We start from the raw sequence: 26020 nt of genomic DNA, 5'->3' as shown, positions 1-26020 counted from the left end.
GGGATTACCGTGACACTTTGCCAGTCCGCCCAAACTCCGCCTCGTATCCTATGTCGGTCATTCAAATGAGGCGGCCTATCCGCAGCACTGGTCCGTCTTAGGGGTTCAGCAAGCCATCACTGCAACCTCTGATCCATTTTCCTACTCAATAAGTGACGACGACTCTTTCTTTGAACTGCCCGCTTGGTATGTACGGCGATGCGAGTACAGCTCTCCTGTCGAGAGCATAGATTCTCCGCCCTTTCCGCTGAACACGACACGGCTTCAAACCCAGCTTATCGGACCATCGCTTGCCATCTTCGGATGACGGCCAAGTTGCTATCTTATCAATATTCGGATTATCTCGAAGAAGCTGCGCAATGTATCGCAACATATCACGCATCAACATCGACCGATGGTCTGCATCATTTTCACTGCACACTTCAGATAAATATAGAACATAAACACTGGAATCATTTAGGTCAGGTATATCGCAAGGTTTTAGATTTTCTTCTTTAAGAGTTCCTTGAACGATCCTATCAAATTCGCCTTCCTTTAATGGCCATAGTGAATAATATCCTGCGATTCGCGAGATGCGCTCAGAGCCCATACCGAAATCTTCTTGCATCACTCGGACAAGAGTGCCTCGTTTCATCAATTCGAGGAAATCGGCATCGTCCATTGCTTGCTCAGGATCAAGTGTCGCGTCAAAAATTCGATCCATTCCAGCAAAATCGGTCGTTGTCACAAAACGGATTTCTGTACGCACTTTCTGGAGTGAATGAGGTGCTAGATGCGGGTGCAAAACCTCTTCAATTTGCGGCACCAGAAACCAAACGACGGCGACGGTAACAGCCTCCGCAAGCAGATATGCCGAACCGAAATAAAGTTTATCGACCGCCACCAACGGATATGCAGCCAGAGACAGACCAAGCAATACCGCACTCGCCCCAAAAGCACGACCTATGAAAACACGGGGGTTACGGTGACACTTTACTAAATCCCCAAACCCAACCATCGCCTGTGCCTCCCGGCCAACGCTCGCCAGTCTGACCGGGCGGGCGCATCACCTCAAGCCCTTTTGCACAAGCGTCGCGCCATTACCCCTCCACGACCGCCTGCAGCGTTTGTCCCCCTTCCCATATGTGCGTACCGCAAAGATGGGGAGGATCGGGTGTGGTTCGTTGCGTGCGACGTGATGGCTGGTGGGGGTGTTTGCGGCTCTGGATTCCCGCCTTCGCGGGAATGACGAGGTGGATATATTTCGGTGCGCTCAACAATGCTGCGCAATCGGGCCTGATTGCCTCTCTCCCAGCCCTCTCCCCTGAAGGGGAGGGGGGGGGGCGTCATAGCATCGGATGGAATCGTCGGCCCGGACTTGATCCGGGCCTTGGCTTTTCTTGGCGGGCGCTGCGCCGGAAGGGAAGCCTGACCCCGTGTCGAGCACGGGGTGACGGGAAGTGGGTTGGCGGGAACTCAGCGGCCCTCGGGTCGGCGCTCCGTCACCCCAGCACCGAAAAGCTGCTTGCGCGGTTGATGGGCCGCAGGCGCGAGAACGCTGCCAAGCCCACGTCCCGGCCCGTTACCGGCAGGCGGAACTGCAGGGGTGAGCGGTCGTGGTCGGCACCGTTTGCCACGCTCTCGATCAGATGGCCCATCAGCTGGCCGACAAGGGGTGCGTTCTTGAACTGGTTGCCGCTGGTGCCGATGGCGGTGAAGTAGCCGCCCAAGTCGCTCTTGTCGTAGACCGGAATCCAGTCCTCGCTCACGTCGTAGAGCGCGGCAAAGCCTTGCGCCGTGTTGGGAATGCCGAGGTCCGGGAAGCGCAAGGCGGCGCGCCAGACCTGGTTGGTCCATTGGTCGGTGAGGCTCGTCTCGAAGTCTTCTGTATCGAGGTATTCGAGGTGGTCGCAGGCCGGTTCGAGCGAGCCGATCAGCAGATGATCGGATTGCTCCGGGCGCATGTAGATGCCGCAGTCTGCATCGGTGAGGACGAAGCGCAGGCCGGGTCCCTGCGGGGTCTGCGGCATACGGACGTGGGCCACTTCCTGCCGCAGCGGGCGGGTGCTGATCTGGTCCGGGTGGTGCGCGCCGGCGAGTTCGTTCACCCGGCGGGAGGCGGGGCCGGCCGCGTTGATGACGATGGGGGCGTGGATCATGCCGCTGTTTGCCGTGGTGAGGCCGGTGATTTTCCCGGCGGACTGGTGGATGGCCAGAACGGTGTCATTGAACCGGAAATGGCCGCCAGCGTGCTCCACCGCTTGGGCGATCTGGGCGGTGGCCAGTTGGGGATCGCTGATATAGCCGCCGGTGGGGCAGAACATCGCGCCCGTGATCGGCTGGCCCGCGGTTTCGCCGAATTGGGGATCATCGATCCGTCGCGCGGGACTGAATTGGCGCAGGTCCGCGCCGGGTAGCCATTCGTGCAGTTCGTTTTCCGCTACATCCGTGAAAGGTACGCCGACCTCGCGCATGATGGACCGCGTGCCTGCAAGCTGGCGATTTTCCGCCGCCTCGAGGACGAGGCAGCCGCATTCGTTGTAGTGCAGCGCGGCATCGGGACGATAGCCGAGGTATTCCGTCCAGTTTTGCCAGGCGAAGTGCGCTTCGAAAGCCAGCGCGGTGCCGTCGGTCGTCGAATAATAGGGCCTGATGATGGCCGCAGACCATGATGTGGAGCCGTGCCCCGGTGCGGGACCGCGATCCACGTTCAAGGTCCGGAAGCCGCGCCACGCTAGATCGAGCGCGATCGCGCAGCCGATGATTCCCGCACCGATGACAACCGCGTCGTACGCACTTCTTTCGGCCATTACAGGTGGAGCCCTTCGTTGCGGGAAAGTGTTGGGGACGCGCACTGCATCCATGCCGGGCAGTCTGAACCAGCCGGCTCGCAGCCTCAAGGGCCCTTCGCGGCTGCTGCGGCCTGATACGCTTGGCCCTTGCGCATTGCATTTATTTGTCTGATTTGTCAGATCATACCTTGCCAACCGACAAAGGACCTGCCTGATGACCTTCGACCGCCGTACCGCCATGGGCATTGGCGCCGCCGGTCTCGCCGTGATGGCCGTGCCGGGGCTCGCCGCGCCTGCGGGGTCGCGGTTCCGGGTGGAGGGAAATGCCTTTCTGCTGGACGGCAAGCCGTTCCAGATCCTCGCCGGTGAGATGCACTATCCGCGCATCCCGCGTGCGCTCTGGCGGGACCGGCTGCGCAAGATGCGGGCGCTCGGGTTCAATACGCTGAGCGCCTACATGTTCTGGAACATCCATGAGCAGACGCCGGGCGTGTTTGATTTCGCCGACAACCTCGATGTCGCGGCGTGGGTGCGCATGGCGCAGGAGGAAGGGCTGTTCGTGTTGCTGCGGCCGGGGCCCTATGTCTGCGCAGAATGGGATGGCGGCGGGCTGCCCGCCTGGCTATTTCCCGATAGCGGCACACCGGCGCGCGCGCTGGATCCGAGGTTCATGAAGCCCTCGGCGCGCTGGCTGAAGCGGCTTGGCGAGGAGCTGGCACCGCTTCAGATCGACCGCGGCGGGCCAATCATCATGACGCAGATCGAGAACGAATATGGCGCTTTCGGCAGCGATCAGCGCTATCTGCTCGCGCTGCGCGATGCGACGCGGGCCGCCGGTTTTGCGGGCCAGCTCTATATGGTCGACGGTGCCTCCGTGCTCGACAAGGGCACGCTGCCGGGGATACCGGCGGGCATCAATTTCGGCACGTTCACGCAAGACGAGGCCGAGCGCGCGTTCAAGGAGCGCGCCGAGAAGGGCTTTGGCGGACCCGATTTCTGCTCGGAATTCTGGGCTGGGTGGTTCGACCACTGGCACGAGACCCATGCGACAACGAGCACGGAGAATGTCGTCGCCAATCTCAAATGGATGCTCGAGCGCAAGATGTCGGTGAGTTTCTACATGTTCCACGGCGGCACCTCGTTCGGGACCTGGGCGGGCGCCAATTTCGACCTGGACAAGAACCACTACGAGCCGACGATTTCGAGCTACGATTACGACGCGCTGCTCGACGAGGCGGGGCGGCCGACCGCCAAGTATGCGGCGGTGCGCAAGCTGCTGGCGGACTATCTGCCGGCGGACCGCTTCGGCGAGCTGCCGCCAGCGGAAAAGGCGCTGACGGTTGCGCCCTTTGCGCTGGATGAGGCTGCGCCGCTTGCGCAAGTGCTGGGCCCGGCGCAGCTGGCCGAGGACCCGCGGACGCTGGAAGGCTGCGGGCGCACGGCGGGGATGCTGCTCTACCGGCACCGCCTTGCCGAGGCGGTTTCGGGCGAGCTCAGCCTGAGCGAAGTGCGCGATCTGGCGCTGGTGAGTATCGACGGCAAGCCTGCTGCGACACTCGATCGCCGCCGCCATGATACCGGCTTCGCGATCGATGCGCCGGCGGGGGCCACGATCGAGGTGCTGGTCGATGCGATGGGCCATGCCAATTACGGCAAGGGCCTCGGCAAAGACCAGAAAGGGCTGATCGGCCCGGTCGCGGTGAACGGCGCACAGCTGAAAGGCTGGGAACATCGCCCGGTGCTGATCGAGGAACCAGGGCGGCTGGCGTTTGCGAAGCGGCGGGGGGCGGAGACTGGCCCGGCGTTCTACCGCGGCGCCTTCACCATTTCCGAGGCGGGATTCACATTCCTCGACATGCGCGGCTGGGGCAAAGGCTATGTCTGGGTAAACGGCCACAATCTCGGGCGGTATTGGTCAGCCGGACCGCAGCGCGGGGTGTTCGTTCCAGCGCCGTGGCTGAAGGTGGGCCGGAATGAAGTGGTTGTGCTGGACCTGTTCGGCCCGGCCGAAACCATGCTGGCCGGCGTCACCGAAATGATCTGGGACAGGGCTGCGAAACTGCCTGAGGCCTGATCCGCAGCCCCGGCCGATCAGTGGAAGATGTCGGTCCAGAGCATCCACTTGCCGTTCACCAGCTTGTAGACGACGACAGCGGTGACGTTGGCGTGGACCGACTTGTCACCCTTGGTGTCGTATTCGACGCGCGAGATTTCGCGGATGTAGGTGGGTGAGAGGCGCTCGGTTTCGAGGACGGTGAGCTTGAGATTGGTGAGCGCGCCGGTCGCGCCAACCCAGAAGGCGGTGATGTCTGCGCCCTTGTAGAGCTTGTTGTCGCCGGGGAGCATCGTGGCATCGGAGGCGTACATCGCGCCGACGGCAGCGCCATCGCCCTTGTTGAACGCGGCGGCGAGCGCGTCATCCGCTGCCTGGATCATCGCGTTATCGTTGGCGAGCGCCGGCGTGGCCGAAAACCCGAGCATGGCCGCGGCGAGAAGTATCTTGCGCATGAAGTAAACCCCCTTGGGAATAGTCCCCGAAGGCGGAGGCTATGGGGCTTTGGCGGCCGGGTCAAATGGCGCGCGTGGTTCGGCCCTTTTGGGCGGGTGTTGTCACGGGTGCTTAGACAAGCTCAGCATGAGCGGTTTCAGTTGGTATGAGCCCAACCCCGCTCATCCTGAGCCTGTCGAAGGATGCTGACGCTACGCCGTGATCAGAACTTCAGCGCGCGCACAGTGCGCACGCCCGGAACGGTGCGGGCTTCGGCCAGCACGGCCTCGCTCACGGGGCTATCGACCGAGAGCAGCAGCACCGCCTCACCGCCTGCCTCGCGGCGGCCGAGGTGGAAGGTGCCGATGTTGATGCCCGACTTGCCGAGCAGCGTACCGATCGAGCCGATGAAGCCCGGCGCATCGGTGTTGACGATGTAGAGCATGTCACCCGCGAGATCGGCTTCGATGCCGATGCCGAAGATCTCGACCAGACGCGGCTCGCCGTTGCCGAAGAGCGTGCCGGCAACCGAGCGGTCACCCTGCGCGGTGCCGACGGTGACGCGCACGAGGGTGTGGTAGATGCCTTCACGGTCATGGCGCACCTCGCGCACATCGAGCCCGCGTTCCTTGGCGAGGAAGGGTGCGTTGACCATGTTCACGGTCTGCGAATACTGCTTCATCAGCCCTGCCAGCACCGCGCCGGTGATCGGCTTCTGGTTGAGCTGCGCGGCGGCACCTTCCACTTCGATGGCGATCTTGGTGAGGTTATCGTGCGCCAGCTGGCCGACGAGGCTACCGAGGCGTTCGGCGAGCGCCATGTAGGGCTTGAGCTTGGGCGCTTCCTCGGCCGAAAGCGAGGGCATGTTGAGCGCGTTGGTAACACCGCCGGTGGTCAGGAATTCGCCCATCTGCTCGGCCACTTGCAGCGCGACGTTGACTTGCGCTTCGGTGGTGCTGGCGCCGAGGTGCGGGGTGCAGATGAAGTTGGGCGTGCCGAACAGCGGCGATTCCTTGGCAGGCTCGGTCTCGAACACATCAAGCGCGGCACCGGCGATGTGGCCGGCATCCATCAGCTCCTTGAGCGCGGCTTCATCGATCAGGCCGCCGCGCGCGCAGTTGATGATGCGCACGCCCTTCCTGGTCTTGCCGAGGTTTTCGCGGCTGAGGATGTTCTTCGTCTCACTGGTGAGCGGCGTGTGCAGCGTGATGAAGTCTGCCTTGGCGAGCAGCGTATCGAGATCGGCCTTCTCAACGCCCATCTCGATTGCGCGTTCGGGCGTGAGGAAGGGATCGTAGGCGACGACCTTCATCTTGAGGCCAAGCGCGCGGCTGGCAACGATCGAGCCGATATTGCCCGCGCCGATCAGGCCGAGCGTCTTGCCGGTAACTTCGACGCCCATGAAGCCGTTCTTCGGCCAGAGACCGGCTTGCGTCTGGGCATTGGCTTCGGGGATCTGGCGCGCGAGCGCGAACATCAGGGCGATGGCGTGTTCGGCGGTGGTGATCGAGTTGCCGAACGGGGTGTTCATCACCACCACGCCCTTGCCCGAGGCATAGGGGATATCGACGTTATCGACGCCGATGCCGGCACGGCCAATCACCTTGAGGTTGGTTGCGGCATCGAGGATCGCCTTTGTCACCTTGGTCGAGGAGCGGATGGCAAGGCCATCGTACTCACCGATGCGGGCGATCAGCTGTTCCGGGGTTTCGCCGGTGATGACATCGACCTGGCAGCCCTTTTCTTCGAAAATGCGGGCGGCGTTGGGATCCATCTTGTCGGAAATCAGTACGCGGGGCTTGGTCATGTTTAACTCCCTCTCCCCTTCAGGGGAGAGGGCCGGGGAGAGGGGAAATGGTCTCGTCCGGCCCTGTGATGGTTGGAAAAGTGGGGAGGCTGGGGTTCATTCCCCTCTCCCAACCCTCTCCCCTGAAGGGGCGAGGGCTATTCTGGTTCAGGCGGGTGCGTGGACTTCGGCCCAGGCCCAATCGAGCCAGGGGCCGAGATCGGCGATATCCGCGGCATCGACAGTGGCGCCGCACCAGATACGCAGGCCCGGCGGGGCATCGCGGTAGCCGGCGATGTCATAAGCCGCGCCCGCCTTTTCGAGCAGGCCGGCAAACGCCTTGATCAGCGCCTCGTCCGCGCCTTCGACGGTGAGGCACACCGAGGTCATCGAGCGCGAAGCGGGATCGGCCGCGAGGTGGCCGAGCCACTCACGCTCCTGCACCAGCTTGTCGAGCGCGGCGGCATTGGCGCCGCAGCGGGCCTTGAGGCCTTCGAGCCCACCGACCGACTTGGCCCATTCGAGCGCGAAGATCGCGTCCTCAACGGCGAGCATCGAGGGGGTGTTGATCGTCTCGCCCTTGAACACGCCCTCGGTGAGCTTGCCCTTGGAAACGAGGCGGAACACTTTGGGGAGCGGCCAGGCGGGGGTGTAGGTTTCGAGGCGTTCAACGGCGCGGGGGCCGAGGATGAGAACGCCGTGGCCGCCTTCGCCGCCCAGCACTTTCTGCCAGGAGAAGGTGGCGACATCGATCTTGTCCCACGGAATGTCGTAGGCGAAAACCGCGCTGGTGGCGTCAGCGAAAGTCAGGCCCTCGCGGTCGTCGGGGATCCAGTCACCGTTCGGGACGCGGACGCCCGAGGTGGTGCCGTTCCAGGTGAACAGCACGTCGGTCGAGAAGTCGATGGCGGAGAGATCGGGCAGCTGGCCGTAATCGGCGCGCACGATGGCGGGATCGAGCTTGAGCTGCTTGGCGGCGTCGGTCACCCAGCCCTCACCGAAGCTTTCCCAGGCCAGCGTTGTCACGCCGCGGGCGCCCAGCATCGTCCACATCGCCATTTCGAAAGCGCCGGTGTCGGAACCCGGGACCACGCCGATGCGGTGCGTATCGGGCAGCTGCAGCACCTCGCGCATCAGGTCGATGCACAGCTGCAGGCGCGTCTTGCCGATCTTCGAGCGATGCGAACGCCCGAGCACTTCGGTGGCGAGTTTGGCGGGATCGTATCCGGGCGGCTTGGCGCAGGGGCCGGACGAGAAGTGAGGACGCGCAGGCTTGCGCGCCGGGGTAGGTGCAGTCATGTAGTCTCTCCTTGCAGAGAGCACGCGCGGCGTTGGGACCGCGTGGCCCGGCGCTGTTCATAGTGGCGGGGGGCAAACTGTCAACCTGCGTTAGCGGGCGGGCACTCCTTAAGGATCAGGCTAAGCCAAACTTAACCATACCGGGCGCAGACTCGAACCATGGTCCGCCGCCCCACTTCGAAGCTTGCCGCCATGCTGTCGCTGGCCCTGCCGGTGCTGCTGGCAGGCTGCGTGGGCGCGCCCGAGCCGGCCCGCAGCCCGGTGCGGAACGCAACTGCCTGGACCCCGCCCGCAGCGCCCGAAGGCCGCATGTGCCTGGCCAATCTCAGCCGCAATTATGCCAGCTTCACCCCCCTGCCCGATCAGTATTATGGCGCAGGCTGCTCCGCCATCGGCGCAGTGCGACTCGCTTCGCTGCGCAGCGATGAGGGGATGCTGCAGGTTTCGAACCTTGGCCCGATCACCTGCCCGCTGGCAAACACGCTATCCGGCTGGGCCCGCTTCGGCGTGGACCGCGCGGCGAGGTCCATCCTCGGCAGTCCGCTGGTGCGGATCGAGACGATGGGCAGCTATTCCTGCCGCACCATCGCAGGCACCTCGCGCCTTTCCGCCCATGCCAGCGCCAATGCGGTCGACGTCAGCGGCTTCGTACTGGCGGATGGGCGGCGAATCACCGTGTTGCACGATTGGAGTAGCGAAAGCCCGCAGATCCGCGCCTTCCTCCAAACCATCCGCGACAGCGCCTGCAAACGCTTCGGCACCGTGCTCACCCCGCAATACAACGAAGCCCACCGCGATCATTTCCACCTCGAAGTGGGCGGCGGCCGGCCTTTCTGCCGCTGACCGGCGGTCCGGTTCGCGCCAGACCAGCCACCTCAGATCGAAACGCGGGAATTCCCTTACCTGCCGGGGCGCGCTAACCTTTGCATATGGCTCTTTCCCTGCTCGCAATGGCCCTTTCGGCCGCCACACCGCCCACCGCCGAGCCGACGAAGTCTGCGGCGGACGAGCCTTCCGTTTCCGTCAGCGAGAGTGATCCATTGGCCGCGCCCGAGCCCAAGCGCGTGGTCATCGGCCGGGACAATGTCGACCTTGCCGGAGCGGGGCGACTGGAATTTACCCCCGATGCCGGTCCGGTTATCGCTTCCTTGCCCAGCGGACCCTATCTGAACGTGCTGACCAGCCTCGGCGAAGGCGAGATCGCGTTCAATTCCGGAGGGCGAGCGATTGCTTGCATATCGGGGTCATCCGGAAAGCAGGGCCGCGCCATGGAAGTCCTCTGCCAGCAGATCGAGGCGCGGGCGCGGTTTCGTCGCAACGACGGGTTCGCTTTGCCCTACGAAGTCGGACGGCTGGCCTTTTCAGTCAGGGTCAAGCAGGTGCTTGCCCCGCGGAAGCCAATTGCCCTGCTGCCGCCGGGCAAGGGCTACGGACTTACGCTGGTGACGACCGGAAAGCCGGGCGTGGCAGGCTGTTCCATCCTGGGCAACCCGTTCAGCGCGGCTGACAGCGAAGCGATTTGCCAGACCTGGATCAGCGCAGGGCGGCCCGGTCTCGGCGCCGCACCGCCGCCACCGCCCGCCATGATGCGCAAGCGCTCGGGACTACCCGCTCCGGCCAGTGCAGCACATCGCCGGCCGGCAAGCGCTGCAGCGCGACCTGTAGCGCGACCGGCACCACGCCCGATCGTCCAGCCGCCAGCCGAGATGCCGAGCGGCGGCGATCTGGCCAATGTCGCGGTTCAGCTTGGCCATCCGAAGCAGGACCTCATTCTGGAAGAACGGATGATCTGGCGGGATGTGGAGATCGTCTACCCTGCCGTTCCGTTTGATGAACGCCCACCCATTGGCACAGGCAACGGTATGCTGGGAAACACGATCACCGCAGCGGACTATCCGCGCCTTGCGTTGATCGAGGAAATCGGAGGGCGGGTGAAGGTACTGATGGGATTTGCGCGCGACGGGTCGCCCGAGAGTTGTCGGCCGGTGGGATCGTCAGGTACGGCCTACCTCGACAACGTGACCTGCGAGGTCGCGATGCGCCGCCTGCGCTTTGCCTTCAGCAAGCGGATCTCCGACTTTTCGGGCTTGCGCTACTATGTGACAGATGTCCGCTGGCTCGTTCCTCTGGACTAGGTGCGAGCCCAGCCCCAGCTGCTCGGATACGGATCGAGCATCCCCGCAGCAGCCAGCCAGCCAGCCAGCGCCGTGAAGTCTACTCTTCCCTAGGCCGCAATATCTCCGAGCCCCGTGGCTTCGATGCGCAGGCGGACGGCTTCGGCGGCGTGGCGGGCGCCCAGTTTGCCCATCATCTTCATGCGGTGGATTTCCACGGTGCGCGGGCTGATTTCCAGATCGCGCGCGATGGCCTTGTTGCTGCACCCTTCGGCCAGCCGATCGAGCACTTCGCGTTCACGCATCGAGAGACGGGCGATGCGCTGGCGGGCTTCGGCGGCGCGGGCACGTTGCTGGCGCTGGGCGTCTGCCTCCCGGGCGCAGCGGGCGACGGCTTCATTCAGCGGGGCGATCTGTTCGGGCACGGTGAGATAGTCAAGCGCGCCGGCCTTGATCGCCGAGACCACTGCATTGATCGTGGGCTCCTCGGCAATCGCGATGATCGGCAGCCATTGCCCGACGCGCATCATCGCGGCGACTAGGCTGGCCACGCCCTCCCCCACCGGCTCATCCTGCGCGAGGACAAGTCCGCCCGACGGCGCATGGCTGAGCAGCTCATCCGCGTTGGCGTAGATTTCCGCATGATGCCCTGCGGCAAATGCGAGACGAGCGAGCTGTGCACGGCGGGCAGAGTCGCTATCGAGGATGTGGAGGGTGGCGCGTTCGATCATGGGTTAACCAAACCACAAGCACCGGCCCGAACGCCAACGAGGTTAGTTTCGTTCTCGATCCACAAGCGCCGCCTTCGCGGCACTCCTGCCCCGATACCTTAGGGAATTATACTCGGGAATGGACATTATTGCCCCGCATTGGCGCTAAGTACGGTCCCTTGGGCGCCGCCCGGATCGTGAACCGATATGGATAAGTATTTGCCCTAAGCGCGACTGCGTTAACCAAGCGGAGGGCAGTTCAGCTGACCTGATCGTCGAAGCTGTAGTCGGGCAGCGAGTAGAACGCCGAACGCAGCGCCTCGCCCCAGCGCGAAGAGATCAGCTTGAAAAACGGATCCTCGGCGGTGATCCGCTTGTGGTGCAGCGGCTCGAACTGATCGCGCTCGATCACCATGAGATCGAACGGCAGGCCGACCGAGAGATTGGCGGCGAGCGTCGAATCGAACGAGACCATCAGCAGCTTGACCGCGTCTTCGAAGCTCATGCCCTTGTCGTAGCCGCGCACCAGGATCGGGCGGCCGTACTTGGTCTCACCGATCTGGAAGAAGGGCGTATCGAACGAGGCTTCGATGAAATTGCCTTCGGGGTAGATCAGGAACAGGCGCGGTTCCATGTCCTTGATCTGGCCGGCGACGATCATCGAGGCGGTGAAGCGCGGTCCTTCGGTCTGGCCGCCGGCGCCCTGCATGCCCGCATCCTGCCGCCCCTCGATCACGTCGCTCAGCAGCCGGCCGACGATCGTCGCGATCTGGAACATCGTGGGCGCTTCAAGGATCGAAGGCCGCCGATCGCCGGGCGCCTTGGTGCGCTCCTCCAGCTGGCTGATCACCGCCTGCGTGGTGGCGAGGTTGCCCGCGGTCATGATCGAGATGATCCGCTCCCCCGGGACCGACCAGGTGAACATCTTGCGGAACACCGAGATGTTGTCGACGCCCGAATTGGTGCGCGTGTCACTCATCAGCACGAGGCCCTTGTCGAGCACCATCCCCACGCAATAGGTCATTGGTCCTGCCCCCTCATCCGTTCGCGCGCGCGGGTTCACTGTTCCACACGCTGCTGGGCGACGGCAAGCTTCACATGCAATGTTTCGTCATAGGCGCCGTAGCGAATGCCGGTGACGGGCGCAGCATCGCGGTAATCCCGCCCGGTTGCGACGCGGACATAGTGCGGATCGGGCGAGATGCCGTTGGAAATGTCGAAGCCCACCCAGCCGAGCCCATCGACCATGGCTTCGGCCCAGGCGTGGCCCGCATCCTGCTCGACCCGGTCCTTCATCATCAGGTAGCCGCTGACGTAGCGCGCCGGAACGCCCAGCGCGCGCGCTGCGGCGATGAATACGTGGGCATGGTCCTGACACACGCCGTGCCCCGCGGCGAGGACAGCCTCGGCGTTGCTTGCGGTATCGGTGTGGCCGGAGGCATATTCCACCGAGCCGCGCACAAGGGCGGAGAGCGTGTGGAGCTTTTCCAGCGTATCCTGCTTGCCCGAAAGGCCCGCAATCATCGCACGGAGGCGCGGGCCGCCGCTGGTGAGTTCGGTCGGCTGGCGGAAGTGCCACAACGGCAGATAGCCCGCGTGGCCGCCGACAATGCCCGCCTTGTCGTTGGTATCGACCACGCCCTCGCAGCGGATCGTCACTTGGGTTACGCCCGGTTCAAATGCGATCAGGGTAACGTGGTTGGCGTTCTCGTCGTCATATTCGACTTCCTGCCGCGCGCCTTCGAGCCCGATCTTCCACGCGACGATCGACTGCCCCGCGCTCGTCTTGGGTGTGAGGCGCAGCCGCTGCAGCCCCCGTGCGGCAGGGGCGGAAAACGTGTAATGCGTGGTGTGATCGACCCAGAGCCGCACTTGTTCGATATCCTTAGTCGATGAAGCGATAGTCGTGCTGGATCTGGTTGGCGAGCCGTGTGTTGCGGCTGATGAATTTTGCGATGTATTCGTGCAGGCCCTGCTCGAAAATCGCGTCGATCGTGATCGTATGCAGATCGCAATCCGCCTCGCTCAGGATCGCATGGGCATCGGTTTCGCAGCCATACTCGCGCGCGAGATGCGCGAGGTTGCTCCGCAGCTTGCCGTAGCAGAACGCGAGGCTGCGCGGGAACCGGCTATCGAGGATAAGGAACTCGGCAATCCCGCGCGCTTCCATGCGGCCGGCGTTGAGCCAGCGGTAGGCGCGCTCCCCGGCGAGCGAGCGCAGCACGTTTTCCCACTGCACGTTATCGAGGCTGGAACCGACGTAGGAAATCGAGGGCAGCAGCACGTAGTACTTCACATCGAGAATGCGCGCGGTGTTGTCCGCCCGTTCGATGAAGCTGCCGATGCGCGCGAAATTGTAGATCTCGTTGCGCAGCATGGTGCCTTCCATCGCACCGCGCACCTGGGTCGATTGGCGGCGCAGCGTATCAAGCACATCGCCCAGCCGCGTTTCGGTGACGGGCCGCGCGAGCAGATCCCGCATGCGCAGCCAGCTGTCGTTGACCGATTCCCACACTTCGCGCGTGATCCCGGCGCGGACCATGCGGGCATTGGTGCGCGCGAGTTCGCACATGGCGAGGACGTTGCCGGGGTTGTCCTTGTCGCGCAGGATGAAGTTGATCACGTTCGGTCCGGCATAGTCGGTGCCGAACTTCGCTTCGTAGAGCGAGCGCAGCCCGAGCGTGACGATGACCGAGCGCCACTCGTCACTCGCGTCGCGCGCATCGCGGGTGAGCGCCATGCGGAAACCGGCCTCGATCAGGCGCGCGGTGTTCTCCGCCCGCTCAAGACTGCGGAACAGCCAGAAAATGCCGTTTGCACTACGGCCTAGCATGGGGTGGCCAGCATATCAGTCATCCAGCACCCAGCTGTCCTTCGTCCCGCCGCCCTGCGAGGAGTTCACCACCAGCGAACCCTTCTTGAGCGCGACGCGGGTGAGGCCGCCAGGGGTGATGTCGATCCCGCCGGGGGAGACGAGCACGAAGGGCCGAAGATCGACATGGCGCGGGGTGAGGCCCGAGCGGCCGAGGATCGGCACGGTAGAGAGCGACAGCGTGGGCTGCGCGATGTAGTTGTGCGGCCGCGCGGCGAGCTTGGCGGCGAAGGCGGCGATTTCCTTCTTCGACGAGGTCGGCCCGATCAGCATGCCGTAGCCGCCCGAACCGTGGACTTCCTTGACCACCAGTTCGCTAAGATGCTCGAGCACGTACTTCAGCGCGTCCGGCTCCGAGCAGCGCCAGGTCGGCACATTGGGCAGGATCGGCTTCTCGCCAGTGTAGAACTCGACGATTTCGGGCATGAACGAGTAGATCGCCTTGTCATCGGCGATGCCCGTGCCCGGTGCATTGGCAATGGTGATCCCGCCCGCGCGGTAGACGTCCATGATGCCCGAAACGCCGAGCTTGCTTTCAGGCTTGAACGTCAGCGGATCGAGATAGTCATCGTCCACCCGGCGGTAGAGCACATCGATCGGCGTGTAGCCCTGCGTCGTGCGCATGGCGATGCGGCCGTTTTCGATTCTGAGATCGCTGCCCTCGACGAGTTCGGCGCCCATCTGGTCCGCCAGAAATGCGTGCTCGAAATAGGCCGAATTGTAGATCCCCGGCGTGAGCACCGCGACGACCGGCTGGTGCCCCTTGGCAGCGGGCGGGAGGCAGGCGGCGAGGCTGCGGGCAAGGCGGCGCGGATAGTCCGAAACCTCGCGCACGCGGACCCGGGTGAACAGTTCCGGGAACATCGCCATCATCGTCTCGCGGTTCTCCAGCATGTAGGAGACGCCGCTGGGCGTGCGCGCATTGTCTTCGAGCACCATGAAATCGTCCTCGCCGGTACGGACGAGATCGATGCCGACGATGTGGGTGTAGACCCCGCCGGGCGGCGTGAAGCCGACCATCTGCGGCAGGAACGCCGGGTTCTTTTCCAGTAGGCGCGCGGGCAGGCGGCCCGAACGCACGATTTCCTGCCGGTGGTAAAGATCATGCAGGAACGCATTGAGCGCGCGCACACGCTGCTCGATCCCGCGCGAGAGCCGGCGCCACTGGTGCGCGGTGATGATGCGCGGCACCATGTCGAACGGGATCAGCCGCTCTTCGGCGTCCTCGCTCCCGTAGACGTTGAACGTGATCCCGGTGCGGCGGAAGAATGCTTCAGCCTCCGTCCCCTTGCGGCGCAGCAGATCGGCAGGCTGATCGGCATACCATTCTTCGTAGCCGCGATAGGCCGGGCGCACCGAGCCATCGGCGGCAAACATCTCGTCGTAGGAGATCCCCGGTGACGGGGGCGAGGCGTTGGTCATGCGATCATCCCGATGCGCACGAAGCTTGCACAGCCCGCAGGCTTTGCCAAGCGTGATGCTGCACTTGCGAGACAAATTTGTAACCGATCCGCCCCGCAAAGCGTTTCCACGCTTCGCGCTTGCCATCGCCCTGGCATGGTGACACGTTTAATCGCACGGCTAATTTCCGGGAGAGAGCAAGCCATGGGCGAGATCCATCACCGCACCTGCCATATCTGCGAGGCCAATTGCGGCGTGCTGGTGGAGGTGGAAGGACGCCGCGTCCTCTCGATCAAGGGCGATCCCGATAACCCGCTCTCGCGCGGGCACATCTGCCCCAAGGCCACCGCGCTCGAGGACCTGCAGAACGATCCCGACCGCCTGCGCGCCCCGCAAAAACGGGTGGGCGAGGACTGGCACGAAATCAGCTGGGAGCAGGCGTTTCGCGAAATCGGCGAGCAGACGCGCGCCATTCTTGCGCGTGATCCCGCCTCTACCGCAACCTACATCGGCAATCCCAACGCGCATTCCTATGGCAACGCGCTCAACGCGCATCACCTCACCAAGGCGCTGGGAACGAAGAACCAGTTTTCCGCCAGCACGGTGGACCAGATGCCGCACCAGGTGGCGAACCTGCTGCTTTACGGCCACGCGAGCATGTTCGGCATTCCCGATATCGACCGGACCGAGACGCTGGTGATCATCGGCGGCAATCCGATGGCGTCCAACGGCTCGGTCTGGACGGTGCCGGATTTCCGCAATCGGGTGCGCGCCTTGAAGGCGCGCGGCGGCCAGCTTGTCGTGATCGACCCGCGCCGCACCGAAACCGCGAAGATCGCCGACCGGCATCTGTTCGTGAAGCCGGCCAGCGACGTGTTCCTGCTGATCGCACTACTCAGGGCGGTGATGGCGCGGCGGCCGTTCCAGCCGGTGCAGGATTTCGTGACCGGGCTGGACGAAGTGGCGGCGCTGCTTGCCCGCTTCGATGATGCGGCGTGCCTTGCCGCATCGGGCGTGGCGGCCGAAGAGGTTGCGTGGCTTGCCGAACGGCTCACCGCCGGACCTGCTGCGCTCTATGGCCGGCTCGGTATCGCGACGCAGCGGCATGGCACTTTGAACGCCTGGCTCATCGCGCTGATCAATATCGCCGCCGGGCAGCTTGACCGCGAGGGCGGCACGGTCTTTCCGATCCCCGCACTCGATACGCTTGCGATGCTGCCGCGCGGCTCGCTCGGCAAATTTACCTCGCGCGTTTCGGGCTACAAGTCGGCGCTGGGCGAGTTTCCCGCCGCCGCGCTCGCCGAGGAGATCGAGACGCCGGGCGAAGGGCAGATCAAGGCGCTGTTCGTGGTGGCGGGCAATCCGGTCCTCTCGACCCCCAACGGCCCTCGGCTCGACAAGGCGCTGGAGAGCCTCGAGCTGATGGTCTCGGTCGACATGTACCGCAACGCCACCAGCCGCCGCGCGCATTATATCCTGCCGCCTACGGGCCCGCTGGAACGCGATCACTACGGCCTGTTCCTGCTGCCGATGGCAGTGCGCAACGTGGCGGTCTATTCGCAGCCCACGCTGGAGCGCGAAGACCCGGCCTCGTTGCACGACTGGGAAATCCTGCGCGGCCTTGCGCAGGCGATCAATGGCAAGCCGGTGCAAGAGCCCACCCCGCGCGAGGCGCTGGACGGGATGCTGCGCGGCGGACCCTACAAGGTCTCGCTCGCCGAACTCGAAGCCGCGCCTTCGGGCCTCGATTTCGGGCCGCCCAAAGCGGACGTGCTCCCCGAGCGCCTGCGCAGCGACGACCAGACGGTGCGCTGCGCCGTGCCTGCCTTCATGGAGGCGCTTGCCGCGATCGAGGTGGAGATGCCCGAGACCGGCAAGCTCACCCTGATCGGGCGGCGGCACTTGCGGACCAACAATTCCTGGCTCGCCAACAGCCACCGCCTGACCAAGGGGCCGAACCGCTGCACGCTGATGATCCACCCGCTGGATGCCGCGCCGCTGGGCCTCGAAGACGGCGACATGGCCACGGTGCGCTCGGCATCGGGCGAAGTGACCATCCCCGCCGAAGTGACCGATGACATGATGCCCGGCACCGTTTCCATCCCCCATGGCTGGGGTCACGATCTGCCCGGCATGGCGATGCAGGTCGCAAAGAGCCGCGCCGGGGTCAGCGCCAATGCACTGACGGAATCCGGCGCGCTCGATCCGCTATCGGGGAACGCCGCGCTTTCGGGCGTGCAGGTGGAGGTGGAAGCGGTGGCGGCTTAGCCAACCGCGCCGGACTTGCCCTCTTCCTTGCCGGTGCATTCCCCGTTGTGCTTGGCGCTGAGGTCCATCTGCATGGACATGGCCTTGCCCTGTGGCCCCATGCCATTGATCGACATCGTCATCTGGTAGGTATCGGCGGTATAGTTGCCCACCATGGTCATGGTCTGAGGGCCCTGCTCGGCCTTGCAGGTCATCTTCGCATCGATCTTGCCGCCGCCCATGCTGAAGCTGTCATACTTGCAGCGCTCGTCGGCCTGGCCGAAGAACTTGGCATCGGGCTTTTCGGCTTCTTCCTTGGTCAGGCAGCTGGCGAAGGTGCGGCCCTTGCCGAGCATCTTGCCCATCATTTCCTTCGCCTCGGGCGGCATGCCTTCCATATCGAGCTTGACGAACTTCATCGTCGATTCCCACCGGCCCGGATTGAAGTGCAGCCCGGCGTCGGACACTTTCTTGGCCACGTCCGAAACGCTTTCATTGGTCGCGGTCACCGTCTTGCCACTGCCGCACCCGGCCAGCGCCAGTGCAGTCGATAGGGCCATAAGAGGCAGAATAGGCAGGCGCATGGGTTCGGGTCCTCTCCTCGTTTCATGACAGGGCTAACACTCGCGCCGCAGTTTTCCAATGATGCGCATCACACCTTCTGCCGATTGCATGGACGCGGTTTGTTCCCCATATCAGGCGCATGGCTGAACTCGTGATCCGCAGGGGCTTGGAAGAGCCCGATACTTCCGCCAATTTCGTGCCGCACAAGCCGGCGCGGCCCGAGAAATCGGAGGGCGGGAGGCCGTTCAAGGTTGTCTCCGAATACCAGCCGGCGGGCGACCAGCCGACCGCGATTGCCGATCTCGTCGCCTCGGCGCTGGACGGCGAGGTGACGCAGGTACTGCTCGGCGTGACGGGTTCGGGCAAGACCTTCACCATGGCCAAGGTGATCGAGCAGCTGCAGCGCCCGGCGCTGATCCTCGCGCCCAACAAGATCCTTGCCGCGCAGCTTTATGGCGAGATGAAGAGCTTCTTTCCGGAGAACGCGGTCGAGTATTTCGTGTCCTACTACGACTACTACCAGCCCGAGGCCTATGTGCCCCGATCAGACACCTACATCGAGAAGGAAAGCTCGGTGAACGAGGCGATCGACCGGATGCGCCATTCAGCCACGCGCGCGCTGCTGGAGCGCGACGATGTGATCATCGTCGCCTCGGTCTCGTGCCTTTATGGGATCGGCTCGGTCGAGACGTATTCGGCGATGATCTTCGATCTGAAGGTGGGCGACACGGTCGACAACCACGAGATCATCCGCAAGCTGGTCGCGCTGCAGTACAAGCGCAACGATGCCGCCTTCCAGCGCGGCAATTTCCGCGTGCGGGGGGACAACCTCGAAATCTACCCCTCGCACTATGAGGACATGGCCTGGCGCGTCTCGTTCTTCGGCGACGAGATCGAGGAAATAGCCGAGTTCGACCCGCTGACCGGAAAGGCCGGAACCAAGCTTTCCAAAGTGCGCGTCTACGCCAATTCGCACTACGTGACGCCGGGGCCGACGATGAAGCAGGCAGCGGACGCGATCCGCTTCGAGCTGACCGAGCGGCTCAAGGAACTGGAGGCGGAAGGCAAGCTGCTCGAAGCCCAGCGGCTGGAGCAGCGCACCAATTTCGATCTCGAAATGATCCATGCCACCGGCAGCTGCGCGGGGATCGAGAACTATTCGCGCTTCCTCACCGGGCGCCTGCCGGGCGAGCCACCGCCGACGCTGTTCGAGTATCTGCCGGACAACGCGCTGCTGTTCGTGGATGAAAGCCACCAGACCGTGCCGCAGATCGGCGCGATGTCCAAGGGCGACCACCGGCGCAAGATCACGCTGGCAGAGTACGGCTTCCGCTTGCCGAGCTGCATCGACAACCGCCCGCTGCGCTTCAACGAGTGGGACGCGATGCGCCCGCAGACCGTGGCGGTTTCAGCGACGCCGGGGCACTGGGAAATGGAGCAATCGGGCGGCGTGTTTGCCGAACAGGTGATCCGCCCGACCGGGCTGATCGATCCGCCGGTGGAGATCCGCCCGGTGGAAGACCAGGTGCAGGACTGCATCAACGAATGCCGCAAGACCGCGCAGGCCGGGTACCGCACACTCGTCACCACGCTGACCAAGCGCATGGCCGAGGACCTCACCGAGTTCATGCACGAGGCGGGGCTGCGCGTGCGCTACATGCATTCGGACGTCGAGACGCTGGAACGCATTGAGCTGATCCGAGACTTGCGCCTCGGCGTCTATGATGTGCTGGTGGGCATCAACCTGCTGCGCGAGGGGCTCGATATTCCCGAATGCGGGCTGGTGACCATTCTGGACGCGGACAAGGAAGGCTTCCTGCGCAGCGAGACCTCGCTGATCCAGACCATCGGCCGCGCCGCGCGCAATGTCGATGGCCGGGTGATCCTCTATGCCGACAGGATGACCGGCTCAATGGAACGCGCCATCGCCGAAACCGATCGCCGCCGCGAAAAGCAGCGCGCCTATAACGAGCTCCACGGGATCACGCCCGAATCGATCAAGCGCGACATTCACAACATCGTGGCGGACACCGCGAGCCGCGACGGCGTGCTGGTCGAGATCGAGGCGGAAGGCGGGGCGAACAACCTCGTCGGCCACAACTTGCGCGCTTACATCGAAGAGCTGGAACGCAAGATGCGCGCGGCGGCCGCAGATCTGGAATTCGAGACGGCAGGGCGGCTGCGCGATGAGATCCGCGCGCTGGAAGCGACCGAGCTGGGCCTGCCGGATGGGGAACGGAAAGCGCCGATCGTGGGGCGGAGCAACGAGGGCAAGCCTGGGACGCGCAAGACGCGGTATGGGAAATCGCAGCGCAAGTGGGGGAAGTGATGCTTGCAAAATGCATGCATTTTTGCTAAATATCGCTTGCAAGGAGACCCCGAATGGCAACGCTCACAGTTCGCGGAATTGATGACGGTGATCTTGCCGCACTGGCCGAGGCGGCCAGGCAGAACAACCGCTCGCTTTCCGCTGAGGTGCGCGTGATGATTGCCGAGCGCACCCGCAAGCAAAGCCGCGAGCAGGCAACTGCCGATTTCCTGAGTTTCACGAAACAGAACCCGCTGCGCTTGCCCGGGGGCATCACGAGCCTCGATATACTTCGCGCCGAGCGTGACAGCTGGTGACGGTGATCGACGCCAGTGTGGCGGTGAAATGGTTTGTCGAAGAAGCTGCAAGTGATCAGGCGAGGACCTTGCTGGAAACGATGCAGGGCCACTTGCATGTTCCCGATATCTTCGTTGTCGAGGTTTCCAGCGTGCTGGTTCGAAACGCCAATAGCGCCAAGGCGGAGCAAAGCTACTATCGCGCTGCACTGTGGCGCATGCTGGATCTGATCGACAGGCAGGCACTACTGCTGGAGCGCACATCACCGGGTGAAGTAGCCGATGCCGCCGGTCTCGCACTCGATCTTGGCCATCCGCTCAAAGACTGTATCTATCTTGCGCTGGCTATGAAAATGGGCTGCGAACTCGTGACCAGCGATCGGCGCTTTGCGGAAAGAGCGTTGGGGAAATGGTCAGGGATTCGGGTACTTGAAGGATAAGGCTGTAATGTCGCATGCGCCAAAGGGCCTGGTGCCCCCCCTGCTTGTGCTGCTGCTGGCGGCCTGTTCGGCATCGTCCGCGACGACGACCGCGGGCAAGGACGGTCCCGTCGATGCAGTGCGGGTCGCCATGCCGGTCGATAGCCCGGCGCCGCCGGCAACGCGCGCCAAGGATGCGAAGGGTGCATGGGCCGAAACGCCGGACGGCGCGCGTTTCGGCTATCCGGGCGAGGCACCGCTGCTGAGCCTCGAGTGCCACCAGGGCGCGCTTGTGGTGACCCGCAATGTCGCGGCGCCCATCGGTGCCGCTGCGCTGTTTGCGCTGCAGGGGAGCGGATATATCCTGCGCCTGCCGGTGGATGCGACTGCCGTGCCGGGCCGGCAGGGCTATGTGTGGCAAGGTGCGATCCCGGCTGACGACAGGCGCCTGACGCTGTTCAAGGCGAAGTTTGTCGGCACGCTCCCCGGTGGGGGCCATATCGAAGTGCCCGCAAGCGCGGTTCCGGGCGCTCTGGTCAGGCGCTGCGCGGGGACCTAGAGCTTGCCGAACTTCGCCTCATAGGCCGACGTATCGCCGCTCGATAGAAGCTTGGCCTGCTCGATCCAGTTATCGCGTGTAGCGCGGCCGGCAAACGCGCCTAGCTGCGCATCGATCCGCGCGACGTCGTCCTCACTCCACGCCGCAATCTCGGCATAACGTGTGACGCCGAGAGCCCGGAGCGCGGTGCTGATCTTGGGGCCGAGGCCCTTGATGCGGGTCAGGTCGTCGCCCTCATCCGCTGCCACGGGCGGCGCATCGGCGAGAACCGGCGGAGGCTCGATCGCGGCGGCGGGCGGCGCATCGATCAGCGCCGAATTGCGCGCAGCGGGCGCGGCGCCTTCGGAGAGGACATCGCGGTATTCGCGCTTTTCCGGCAGGGCCTTGCCGCGGCGCAGCAGGAATACCAGTGCCAGCACCAGCAGTACGGCAAGTGCGCCGACCAGCACCGCGTTTGCCTGAATCCATTCCATCATCGTCCATCCTCAGCCTTGCCGGATACACGGCGGCCTTTCCCACGCGCAGCAGCGAAAGCCAAGAGGGCGCGCCCTCCGCCCCCGGCACAGCCCGCACCGGGCCGGTTCAGAGCGCCTGCTTCTTGAACAGGATACGGTCTTCCGGCCCGAACCCGCGCCGCCAGATCACCGCGCCGTAAACCCCGAGAATCGCGGGGATACCGATGGCGAGCTCGATCCATTCGGGCATGAGCTTCATCAGCGCGCCGACCAGCACGGCAGGCGCGGCGGCCCAGATCAGCGGCCAGCGCCAGTTGCTGATCCGTTCGCCCAGCAGGCTGCCAAGCAGCAGGGACTTGGCCAGCGAGGCGCAGGCCAGCGCAATCGCCAGCGCCGCTGCCGCCCCGGCCGCCTGCATCAACGGATCGAGCCCGGCCCGGCGCGCTGCCACCATGAAGCCCACCGTCAACACACCCTGCAGCGCGATGGTGCCGAGGCTGATCCAGAGATTGCGCAGCCGCGCGATGTAGATCAGCGCCGCCTCGCTCACGACGGCGGTGGCGGCGGCCACTTCGGCGGCAAGCAACAGCCCGAGCGCTGCCGTACCCGCCACGAAGCCCGGGCCGACCAGCCCCATCACCGCCGCGCCCGGAATGCCCAGCGCCAGCGCCACACCGGCCTGCGCCGCGATGATCCAGAAGCCGACCTGGCAGACCTGCCGCGCTACGGCGGGGAAATTCCCGCTCTGCAGATTGCGCGTGATCACCGGGCCGAGGATCGGCTCGAAGCTCGTCTTCAGCTTCTGCGGCAAAGTCGCAACCTGCTGCGCGACGTAGTAGACACCCACGACCGCCGGGGGCGACTGGAACACGCCGAGCAGGAACAGATCGAGCTTGCGCGTGCCCCATTCGATGGCGTCCGCACCGGCCAGCGGCAAGTTGCTGCCCGCCAGCCGGAGGAGATCGATCGGGCGCGGCGACCACTGGCGCGGCAGGCCGTAGCTTCTGAGCAGGGGAACGAATGCGGTCATCGTCGCGGCGAAGATGGAGGCGACGTAGGCAAGGATCAGCCCGGATTCGCGGATGGGCAAAAGCGTAAAGCCCGCCAGCCACACCAGCCCCGCCACGATGGAAAGCGTCCACGGCTCCACCACCGAACGTGCCCGCACCGTTGCCCCCACATCGAAGCGATAGGCCAGCGCCGCCAGCGCGATATCGCCAAGCGCGATGGGCAACACAGTCAGCGGCAGGAGGCGCTGGAGCGGCGTGAAGTGTCCGCTCGGGAACATCGGCGCCGGGAAGGCATAGAGCAGCGCCGCCAGCACGGCTGCAACGAAGCCCGAAAGCAAGAGAGCATCGGCGACCACTTCGGCCCCGTCGCGATCATCGCTCGCCAGCTGCTGCGCAAGGCCGCGCTTCTGGCCCAGCGTGGCGAGCTGCGCGGCGAGTTCGACCGCAATCGTCGCAGAAGCGAACCGCCCCAGATCCTCCGCGCCATAAAGCCGCCCGGCAATGAACAGGAACGGGATGCGCGCAGCGAGCCGCAGCAGGAAGCCGAGAAAATTCGTCCGCCCGCCTTTGGCGAGCGCGGCGATGTCCTGCTGTTCGGCGGAGAGGGGCGAGATTTCAGCCAAGCGGCGCCTCCGCGCGCAGGGGGCGGGCCAGCAGCTGCGCGACCAGCGCGCGCGGCGAAATCCGTCCATCGAGCAGGGCGGCGACACCTTCGGCAATCGGCATGGCGATGCCGCGCTCGGTTGCGAGGCTTGCCAGCACCGGCGCGGTGAATGCGCCCTCTGCGACCGTACTGCGCTCCGCGAGCAAGCTCGCCGCGCCGCCGGTCTGATCGCCTTTCGCGCCCAGCGCCTTGCCGAGCGCAAAGTTGCGGCTTTCGGAGGAGGAGCAAGTGAGCACGAGATCGCCAAGGCCGGAAAGCCCGGCCAGCGTTTCCGCCTCCGCGCCCATTGAAATGCCGAGGCGCTGCATTTCGGCAAAGCCGCGGCTGATCAGCGCCGCACGGGCATTGGCGCCCAGCCCGAGCCCTTCGACCACGCCGCAGGCGATCGCGAGCACGTTCTTTACCGCGCCGCCAATCGAAGCGCCGACCACATCCGCGGAGTAGTAGGGCCGGAATGCCGGACGCGCGATGACGGGTGCGAGCCGAGCCCACTGCGCCTCTCCGCCCGCGCAGGCGAGCGTGACGGCAGTGGGCAGCCCATCCGCCACTTCATGCGCGAAAGTCGGCCCAGAGAGCACCGCCAGCGCCGCACCGGGCGCAGCGGCGGCGGCAACGTCGCTCATCAGGCGGCCCGTGCCTTGCTCGATGCCCTTGGCGCAAAGCACCACGTCCGCGCCGCGCGGGCCAAGTTCGCCCAGCACGGCGCCGAGATGCTGCGCCGGTGTCACCATCAGCAGCACCGGCAGCGCGGAGAGATCGGCAAGCGCGCCCGTCGCGCGGATCGAGGGATGCAGGTTCGCACCCGGCAGAAAGCGCGGATTGCGATGATCGGTGTTCACCGCCTCGACCACATCGGCCTCACGCGCCCAGAGCAGCACGGCGCGGCCATCGCTCGCAAGGACCTGCGCCAGCGCAGTGCCCCATGCGCCGCCGCCGACCACGCCGACCCCGGCGCCGACCTGAGGAACCGCGCTCACGCCTTCACCCCCGCACCGCGCACCGGCGCCGCATCCGGATCGAGCGGCCAGCGCGGGCGCGCCAGCACGTCGAGCGGATCGGTCAGCCCGGCGGCAAGGCGCTCGGCCCCGGCCCAGCCGATCATCGCGGCATTATCGGTGCACAGCTTCGGCGGCGGCGCGACGAGCGGCAGGTCCGCCTCATCCGCCAGCGCCATCAATGCGCCGCGCAGGGCCGCGTTGGCAGCGACACCGCCCGCGACGACGAGCGCCGTCACCGGCCCCGACATCGCCATCGCGCGCCGGGTCCGGTCGATCACACAATCAATCGCCGCCTGCTGGAACGAGGCGGCAATATCCGCCGAACGGTGGATACCCGCATCGCGCGCGCGCATCACCGCGCTCTTGAGACCCGCAAACGAGAAATGCGGCTCCGCGCTCCCCATCAGCGGGCGTGGCAGCGGGACGGCCTTCGGATCACCCTCGCGCGCCAGCCGCTCCACGGCAGGGCCGCCGGGAAATCCGAGCCCGAGGATCTTGGCGGTCTTGTCGAAGGCTTCGCCCAGGGCATCGTCGATCGTCGTGGCGAGGCGGCGATACTGGCCGAGCCCGCGCACTTCGAGGATCTGGCAATGGCCGCCCGAGGCGAGCAGCAGCAGATAGGGATAGGCGAGGCCCGGCTCCGCCAGCCGCGCAGACAGCGCATGGCCTTCGAGGTGGTTGACCGCCAGCAGCGGTTTGTCCGCCGCCATCGCGAGCGCCTTGGCCGTTACCAGCCCCACCATCACGCCGCCGATCAGGCCTGGCCCGGCCGTGGCGGCAATCGCATCCATGTCTGCCAATGTCAGCCCCGCATCCGCCAGCACCGCGCCGACCATCGGCGCGAGCGTTTCGGCATGGGCCCGCGCGGCGATCTCAGGCACGACCCCGCCATAGGGGCGGTGCTCTTCATCCTGCGAGGCAACGCGCTGCGCGACGATGCGTGCGGCGAGCGTGGTACCCGCCCCGTCGATCACGGCGACGGCGGTTTCGTCGCAAGAGGATTCGATGCCGAGGATCAAGGCCATGGGAGACTTTCCCTTAGAGACATTCCCGGTTACG

The 26020-nt window shown here is 65.0% G+C and carries 23 protein-coding genes; 8 read left to right on the top strand and 15 right to left on the bottom strand.

Going from position 1 to position 26020, the window contains the following annotated elements; genetic code table 11:
- Window positions 1-145 precede the first annotated feature (145 nt).
- Both ACO056_RS06465 and ACO056_RS06460 read right to left on the bottom strand, forming a co-directional pair.
- Window positions 146-997 carry a hypothetical protein gene (locus ACO056_RS06465; protein ID WP_421853541.1) on the bottom strand — a complete coding sequence of 284 codons (852 nt, stop codon included), beginning with the start codon at window positions 995-997 and terminating at the stop codon, window positions 146-148.
- A 484-nt stretch (window positions 998-1481) separates the two neighbouring features.
- Window positions 1482-2789, bottom strand: coding sequence for an NAD(P)/FAD-dependent oxidoreductase (locus ACO056_RS06460; protein ID WP_421853538.1), 1308 nt, complete (start codon window positions 2787-2789; stop codon window positions 1482-1484).
- Window positions 2790-2985: 196 nt separating this feature from the next.
- Between ACO056_RS06460 and ACO056_RS06455 the strand changes: the two genes are divergently transcribed.
- Window positions 2986-4845, top strand: coding sequence for a glycoside hydrolase family 35 protein (locus tag ACO056_RS06455; RefSeq protein ID WP_421853535.1), 1860 nt, complete (start codon window positions 2986-2988; stop codon window positions 4843-4845).
- Window positions 4846-4862: 17 nt separating this feature from the next.
- On the opposite strand, the gene ACO056_RS06450 is transcribed toward ACO056_RS06455, so the two are convergent.
- The 3 genes from ACO056_RS06450 to ACO056_RS06440 form a co-directional block, all read right to left on the bottom strand.
- Window positions 4863-5279: a DUF4440 domain-containing protein gene (locus ACO056_RS06450; RefSeq protein WP_421853531.1), complete on the bottom strand. Its 417-nt coding sequence runs from the start codon at window positions 5277-5279 to the stop codon at window positions 4863-4865.
- A 203-nt stretch (window positions 5280-5482) separates the two neighbouring features.
- Window positions 5483-7066 (bottom strand): phosphoglycerate dehydrogenase, encoded by a 1584-nt coding sequence (gene serA / locus ACO056_RS06445; RefSeq protein ID WP_421853528.1) that lies wholly within the window; start codon window positions 7064-7066, stop codon window positions 5483-5485.
- Window positions 7067-7213: 147 nt separating this feature from the next.
- Window positions 7214-8344, bottom strand: coding sequence for a phosphoserine transaminase (locus ACO056_RS06440; protein WP_421853525.1), 1131 nt, complete (start codon window positions 8342-8344; stop codon window positions 7214-7216).
- Between the two features lie 159 nt (window positions 8345-8503).
- Here ACO056_RS06440 and ACO056_RS06435 point away from each other — a divergent pair, with 159 nt between their 5' ends.
- Complete coding sequence (locus ACO056_RS06435) at window positions 8504-9187, top strand: extensin family protein (RefSeq protein ID WP_421853522.1); 684 nt, start codon at window positions 8504-8506, stop codon at window positions 9185-9187.
- 86 nt (window positions 9188-9273) lie between these two features.
- Entirely contained in the window at window positions 9274-10479 is a 1206-nt protein-coding gene (locus tag ACO056_RS06430) for an energy transducer TonB (protein ID WP_421853519.1), read from the top strand.
- Between the two features lie 89 nt (window positions 10480-10568).
- On the opposite strand, the gene ACO056_RS06425 is transcribed toward ACO056_RS06430, so the two are convergent.
- The 5 genes from ACO056_RS06425 to ACO056_RS06405 all read right to left on the bottom strand — a co-directional run bounded on the left by ACO056_RS06425 (window position 10569) and on the right by ACO056_RS06405 (window position 15462).
- The gene (locus ACO056_RS06425; RefSeq protein ID WP_421853516.1) at window positions 10569-11189 is read right to left on the bottom strand and encodes a response regulator transcription factor; all 621 of its coding nucleotides are present in this window, start codon (window positions 11187-11189) and stop codon (window positions 10569-10571) included.
- A gap of 238 nt (window positions 11190-11427) precedes the next feature.
- Window positions 11428-12192, bottom strand: a complete 765-nt coding sequence (locus tag ACO056_RS06420) for a peptidase (protein WP_421853513.1) — start codon at window positions 12190-12192, stop codon at window positions 11428-11430.
- A 35-nt stretch (window positions 12193-12227) separates the two neighbouring features.
- The gene (locus ACO056_RS06415) at window positions 12228-13040 is read right to left on the bottom strand and encodes a transglutaminase family protein (protein ID WP_421853511.1); all 813 of its coding nucleotides are present in this window, start codon (window positions 13038-13040) and stop codon (window positions 12228-12230) included.
- A gap of 13 nt (window positions 13041-13053) precedes the next feature.
- Complete coding sequence (locus ACO056_RS06410; RefSeq protein ID WP_421853508.1) at window positions 13054-14001, bottom strand: alpha-E domain-containing protein; 948 nt, start codon at window positions 13999-14001, stop codon at window positions 13054-13056.
- Between the two features lie 15 nt (window positions 14002-14016).
- Window positions 14017-15462, bottom strand: coding sequence for a circularly permuted type 2 ATP-grasp protein (locus ACO056_RS06405; RefSeq protein ID WP_421853505.1), 1446 nt, complete (start codon window positions 15460-15462; stop codon window positions 14017-14019).
- Window positions 15463-15645: 183 nt separating this feature from the next.
- Here ACO056_RS06405 and ACO056_RS06400 point away from each other — a divergent pair, with 183 nt between their 5' ends.
- Window positions 15646-17709 (top strand): molybdopterin oxidoreductase family protein, encoded by a 2064-nt coding sequence (locus tag ACO056_RS06400; RefSeq protein ID WP_421853502.1) that lies wholly within the window; start codon window positions 15646-15648, stop codon window positions 17707-17709.
- Here the strand turns inward: ACO056_RS06400 and ACO056_RS06395 are convergent.
- Window positions 17706-18272 carry a DUF3617 domain-containing protein gene (locus tag ACO056_RS06395; RefSeq protein ID WP_421853499.1) on the bottom strand — a complete coding sequence of 189 codons (567 nt, stop codon included), beginning with the start codon at window positions 18270-18272 and terminating at the stop codon, window positions 17706-17708. The genes ACO056_RS06400 and ACO056_RS06395 overlap by 4 nt on opposite strands.
- A gap of 119 nt (window positions 18273-18391) precedes the next feature.
- On the opposite strand from ACO056_RS06395, the gene uvrB reads away from it, so the two are divergent.
- From uvrB to ACO056_RS06375, 4 genes are read left to right on the top strand one after another with little or no spacing between them, the layout of a single operon-like run.
- Window positions 18392-20581, top strand: a complete 2190-nt coding sequence (gene uvrB, locus ACO056_RS06390) for an excinuclease ABC subunit UvrB (protein WP_421853496.1) — start codon at window positions 18392-18394, stop codon at window positions 20579-20581.
- A 53-nt stretch (window positions 20582-20634) separates the two neighbouring features.
- A complete protein-coding gene (locus ACO056_RS06385; RefSeq protein WP_421853493.1) occupies window positions 20635-20877 on the top strand; it encodes a FitA-like ribbon-helix-helix domain-containing protein in 243 nt (80 codons plus the stop codon).
- Window positions 20874-21296, top strand: coding sequence for a type II toxin-antitoxin system VapC family toxin (locus ACO056_RS06380; RefSeq protein ID WP_421853490.1), 423 nt, complete (start codon window positions 20874-20876; stop codon window positions 21294-21296). The genes ACO056_RS06385 and ACO056_RS06380 overlap by 4 nt, the downstream gene beginning before the upstream one ends.
- Before the next feature lie 7 nt (window positions 21297-21303).
- Window positions 21304-21834, top strand: coding sequence for a hypothetical protein (locus ACO056_RS06375; RefSeq protein WP_421853487.1), 531 nt, complete (start codon window positions 21304-21306; stop codon window positions 21832-21834).
- On the opposite strand, the gene ACO056_RS06370 is transcribed toward ACO056_RS06375, so the two are convergent.
- The 4 genes from ACO056_RS06370 to tsaD form a co-directional block, all read right to left on the bottom strand.
- Window positions 21831-22310, bottom strand: coding sequence for a hypothetical protein (locus ACO056_RS06370; protein ID WP_421853484.1), 480 nt, complete (start codon window positions 22308-22310; stop codon window positions 21831-21833). The two genes, ACO056_RS06375 and ACO056_RS06370, sit on opposite strands and share 4 nt — an antisense overlap.
- A gap of 106 nt (window positions 22311-22416) precedes the next feature.
- Window positions 22417-23922: a lipopolysaccharide biosynthesis protein gene (locus ACO056_RS06365; RefSeq protein WP_421853481.1), complete on the bottom strand. Its 1506-nt coding sequence runs from the start codon at window positions 23920-23922 to the stop codon at window positions 22417-22419.
- On the bottom strand, window positions 23915-24940 hold the full coding sequence (locus ACO056_RS06360) for an NAD(P)H-dependent glycerol-3-phosphate dehydrogenase (protein ID WP_421853478.1): 1026 nt from the start codon (window positions 24938-24940) through the stop codon (window positions 23915-23917). The genes ACO056_RS06365 and ACO056_RS06360 overlap by 8 nt, the downstream gene beginning before the upstream one ends.
- Complete coding sequence (tsaD, locus tag ACO056_RS06355; RefSeq protein ID WP_421853475.1) at window positions 24937-25986, bottom strand: tRNA (adenosine(37)-N6)-threonylcarbamoyltransferase complex transferase subunit TsaD; 1050 nt, start codon at window positions 25984-25986, stop codon at window positions 24937-24939. Before tsaD ends, ACO056_RS06360 begins: the two co-directional genes overlap by 4 nt.
- Between the last annotated feature and the right edge of the window lie 34 nt (window positions 25987-26020).

The organism is Novosphingobium sp. (assembly GCF_965228995.1).
Taxonomy (GTDB): Bacteria; Pseudomonadota; Alphaproteobacteria; order Sphingomonadales; family Sphingomonadaceae; genus Novosphingobium.
This window is presented reverse-complemented; position numbering and strand designations above follow the sequence as displayed.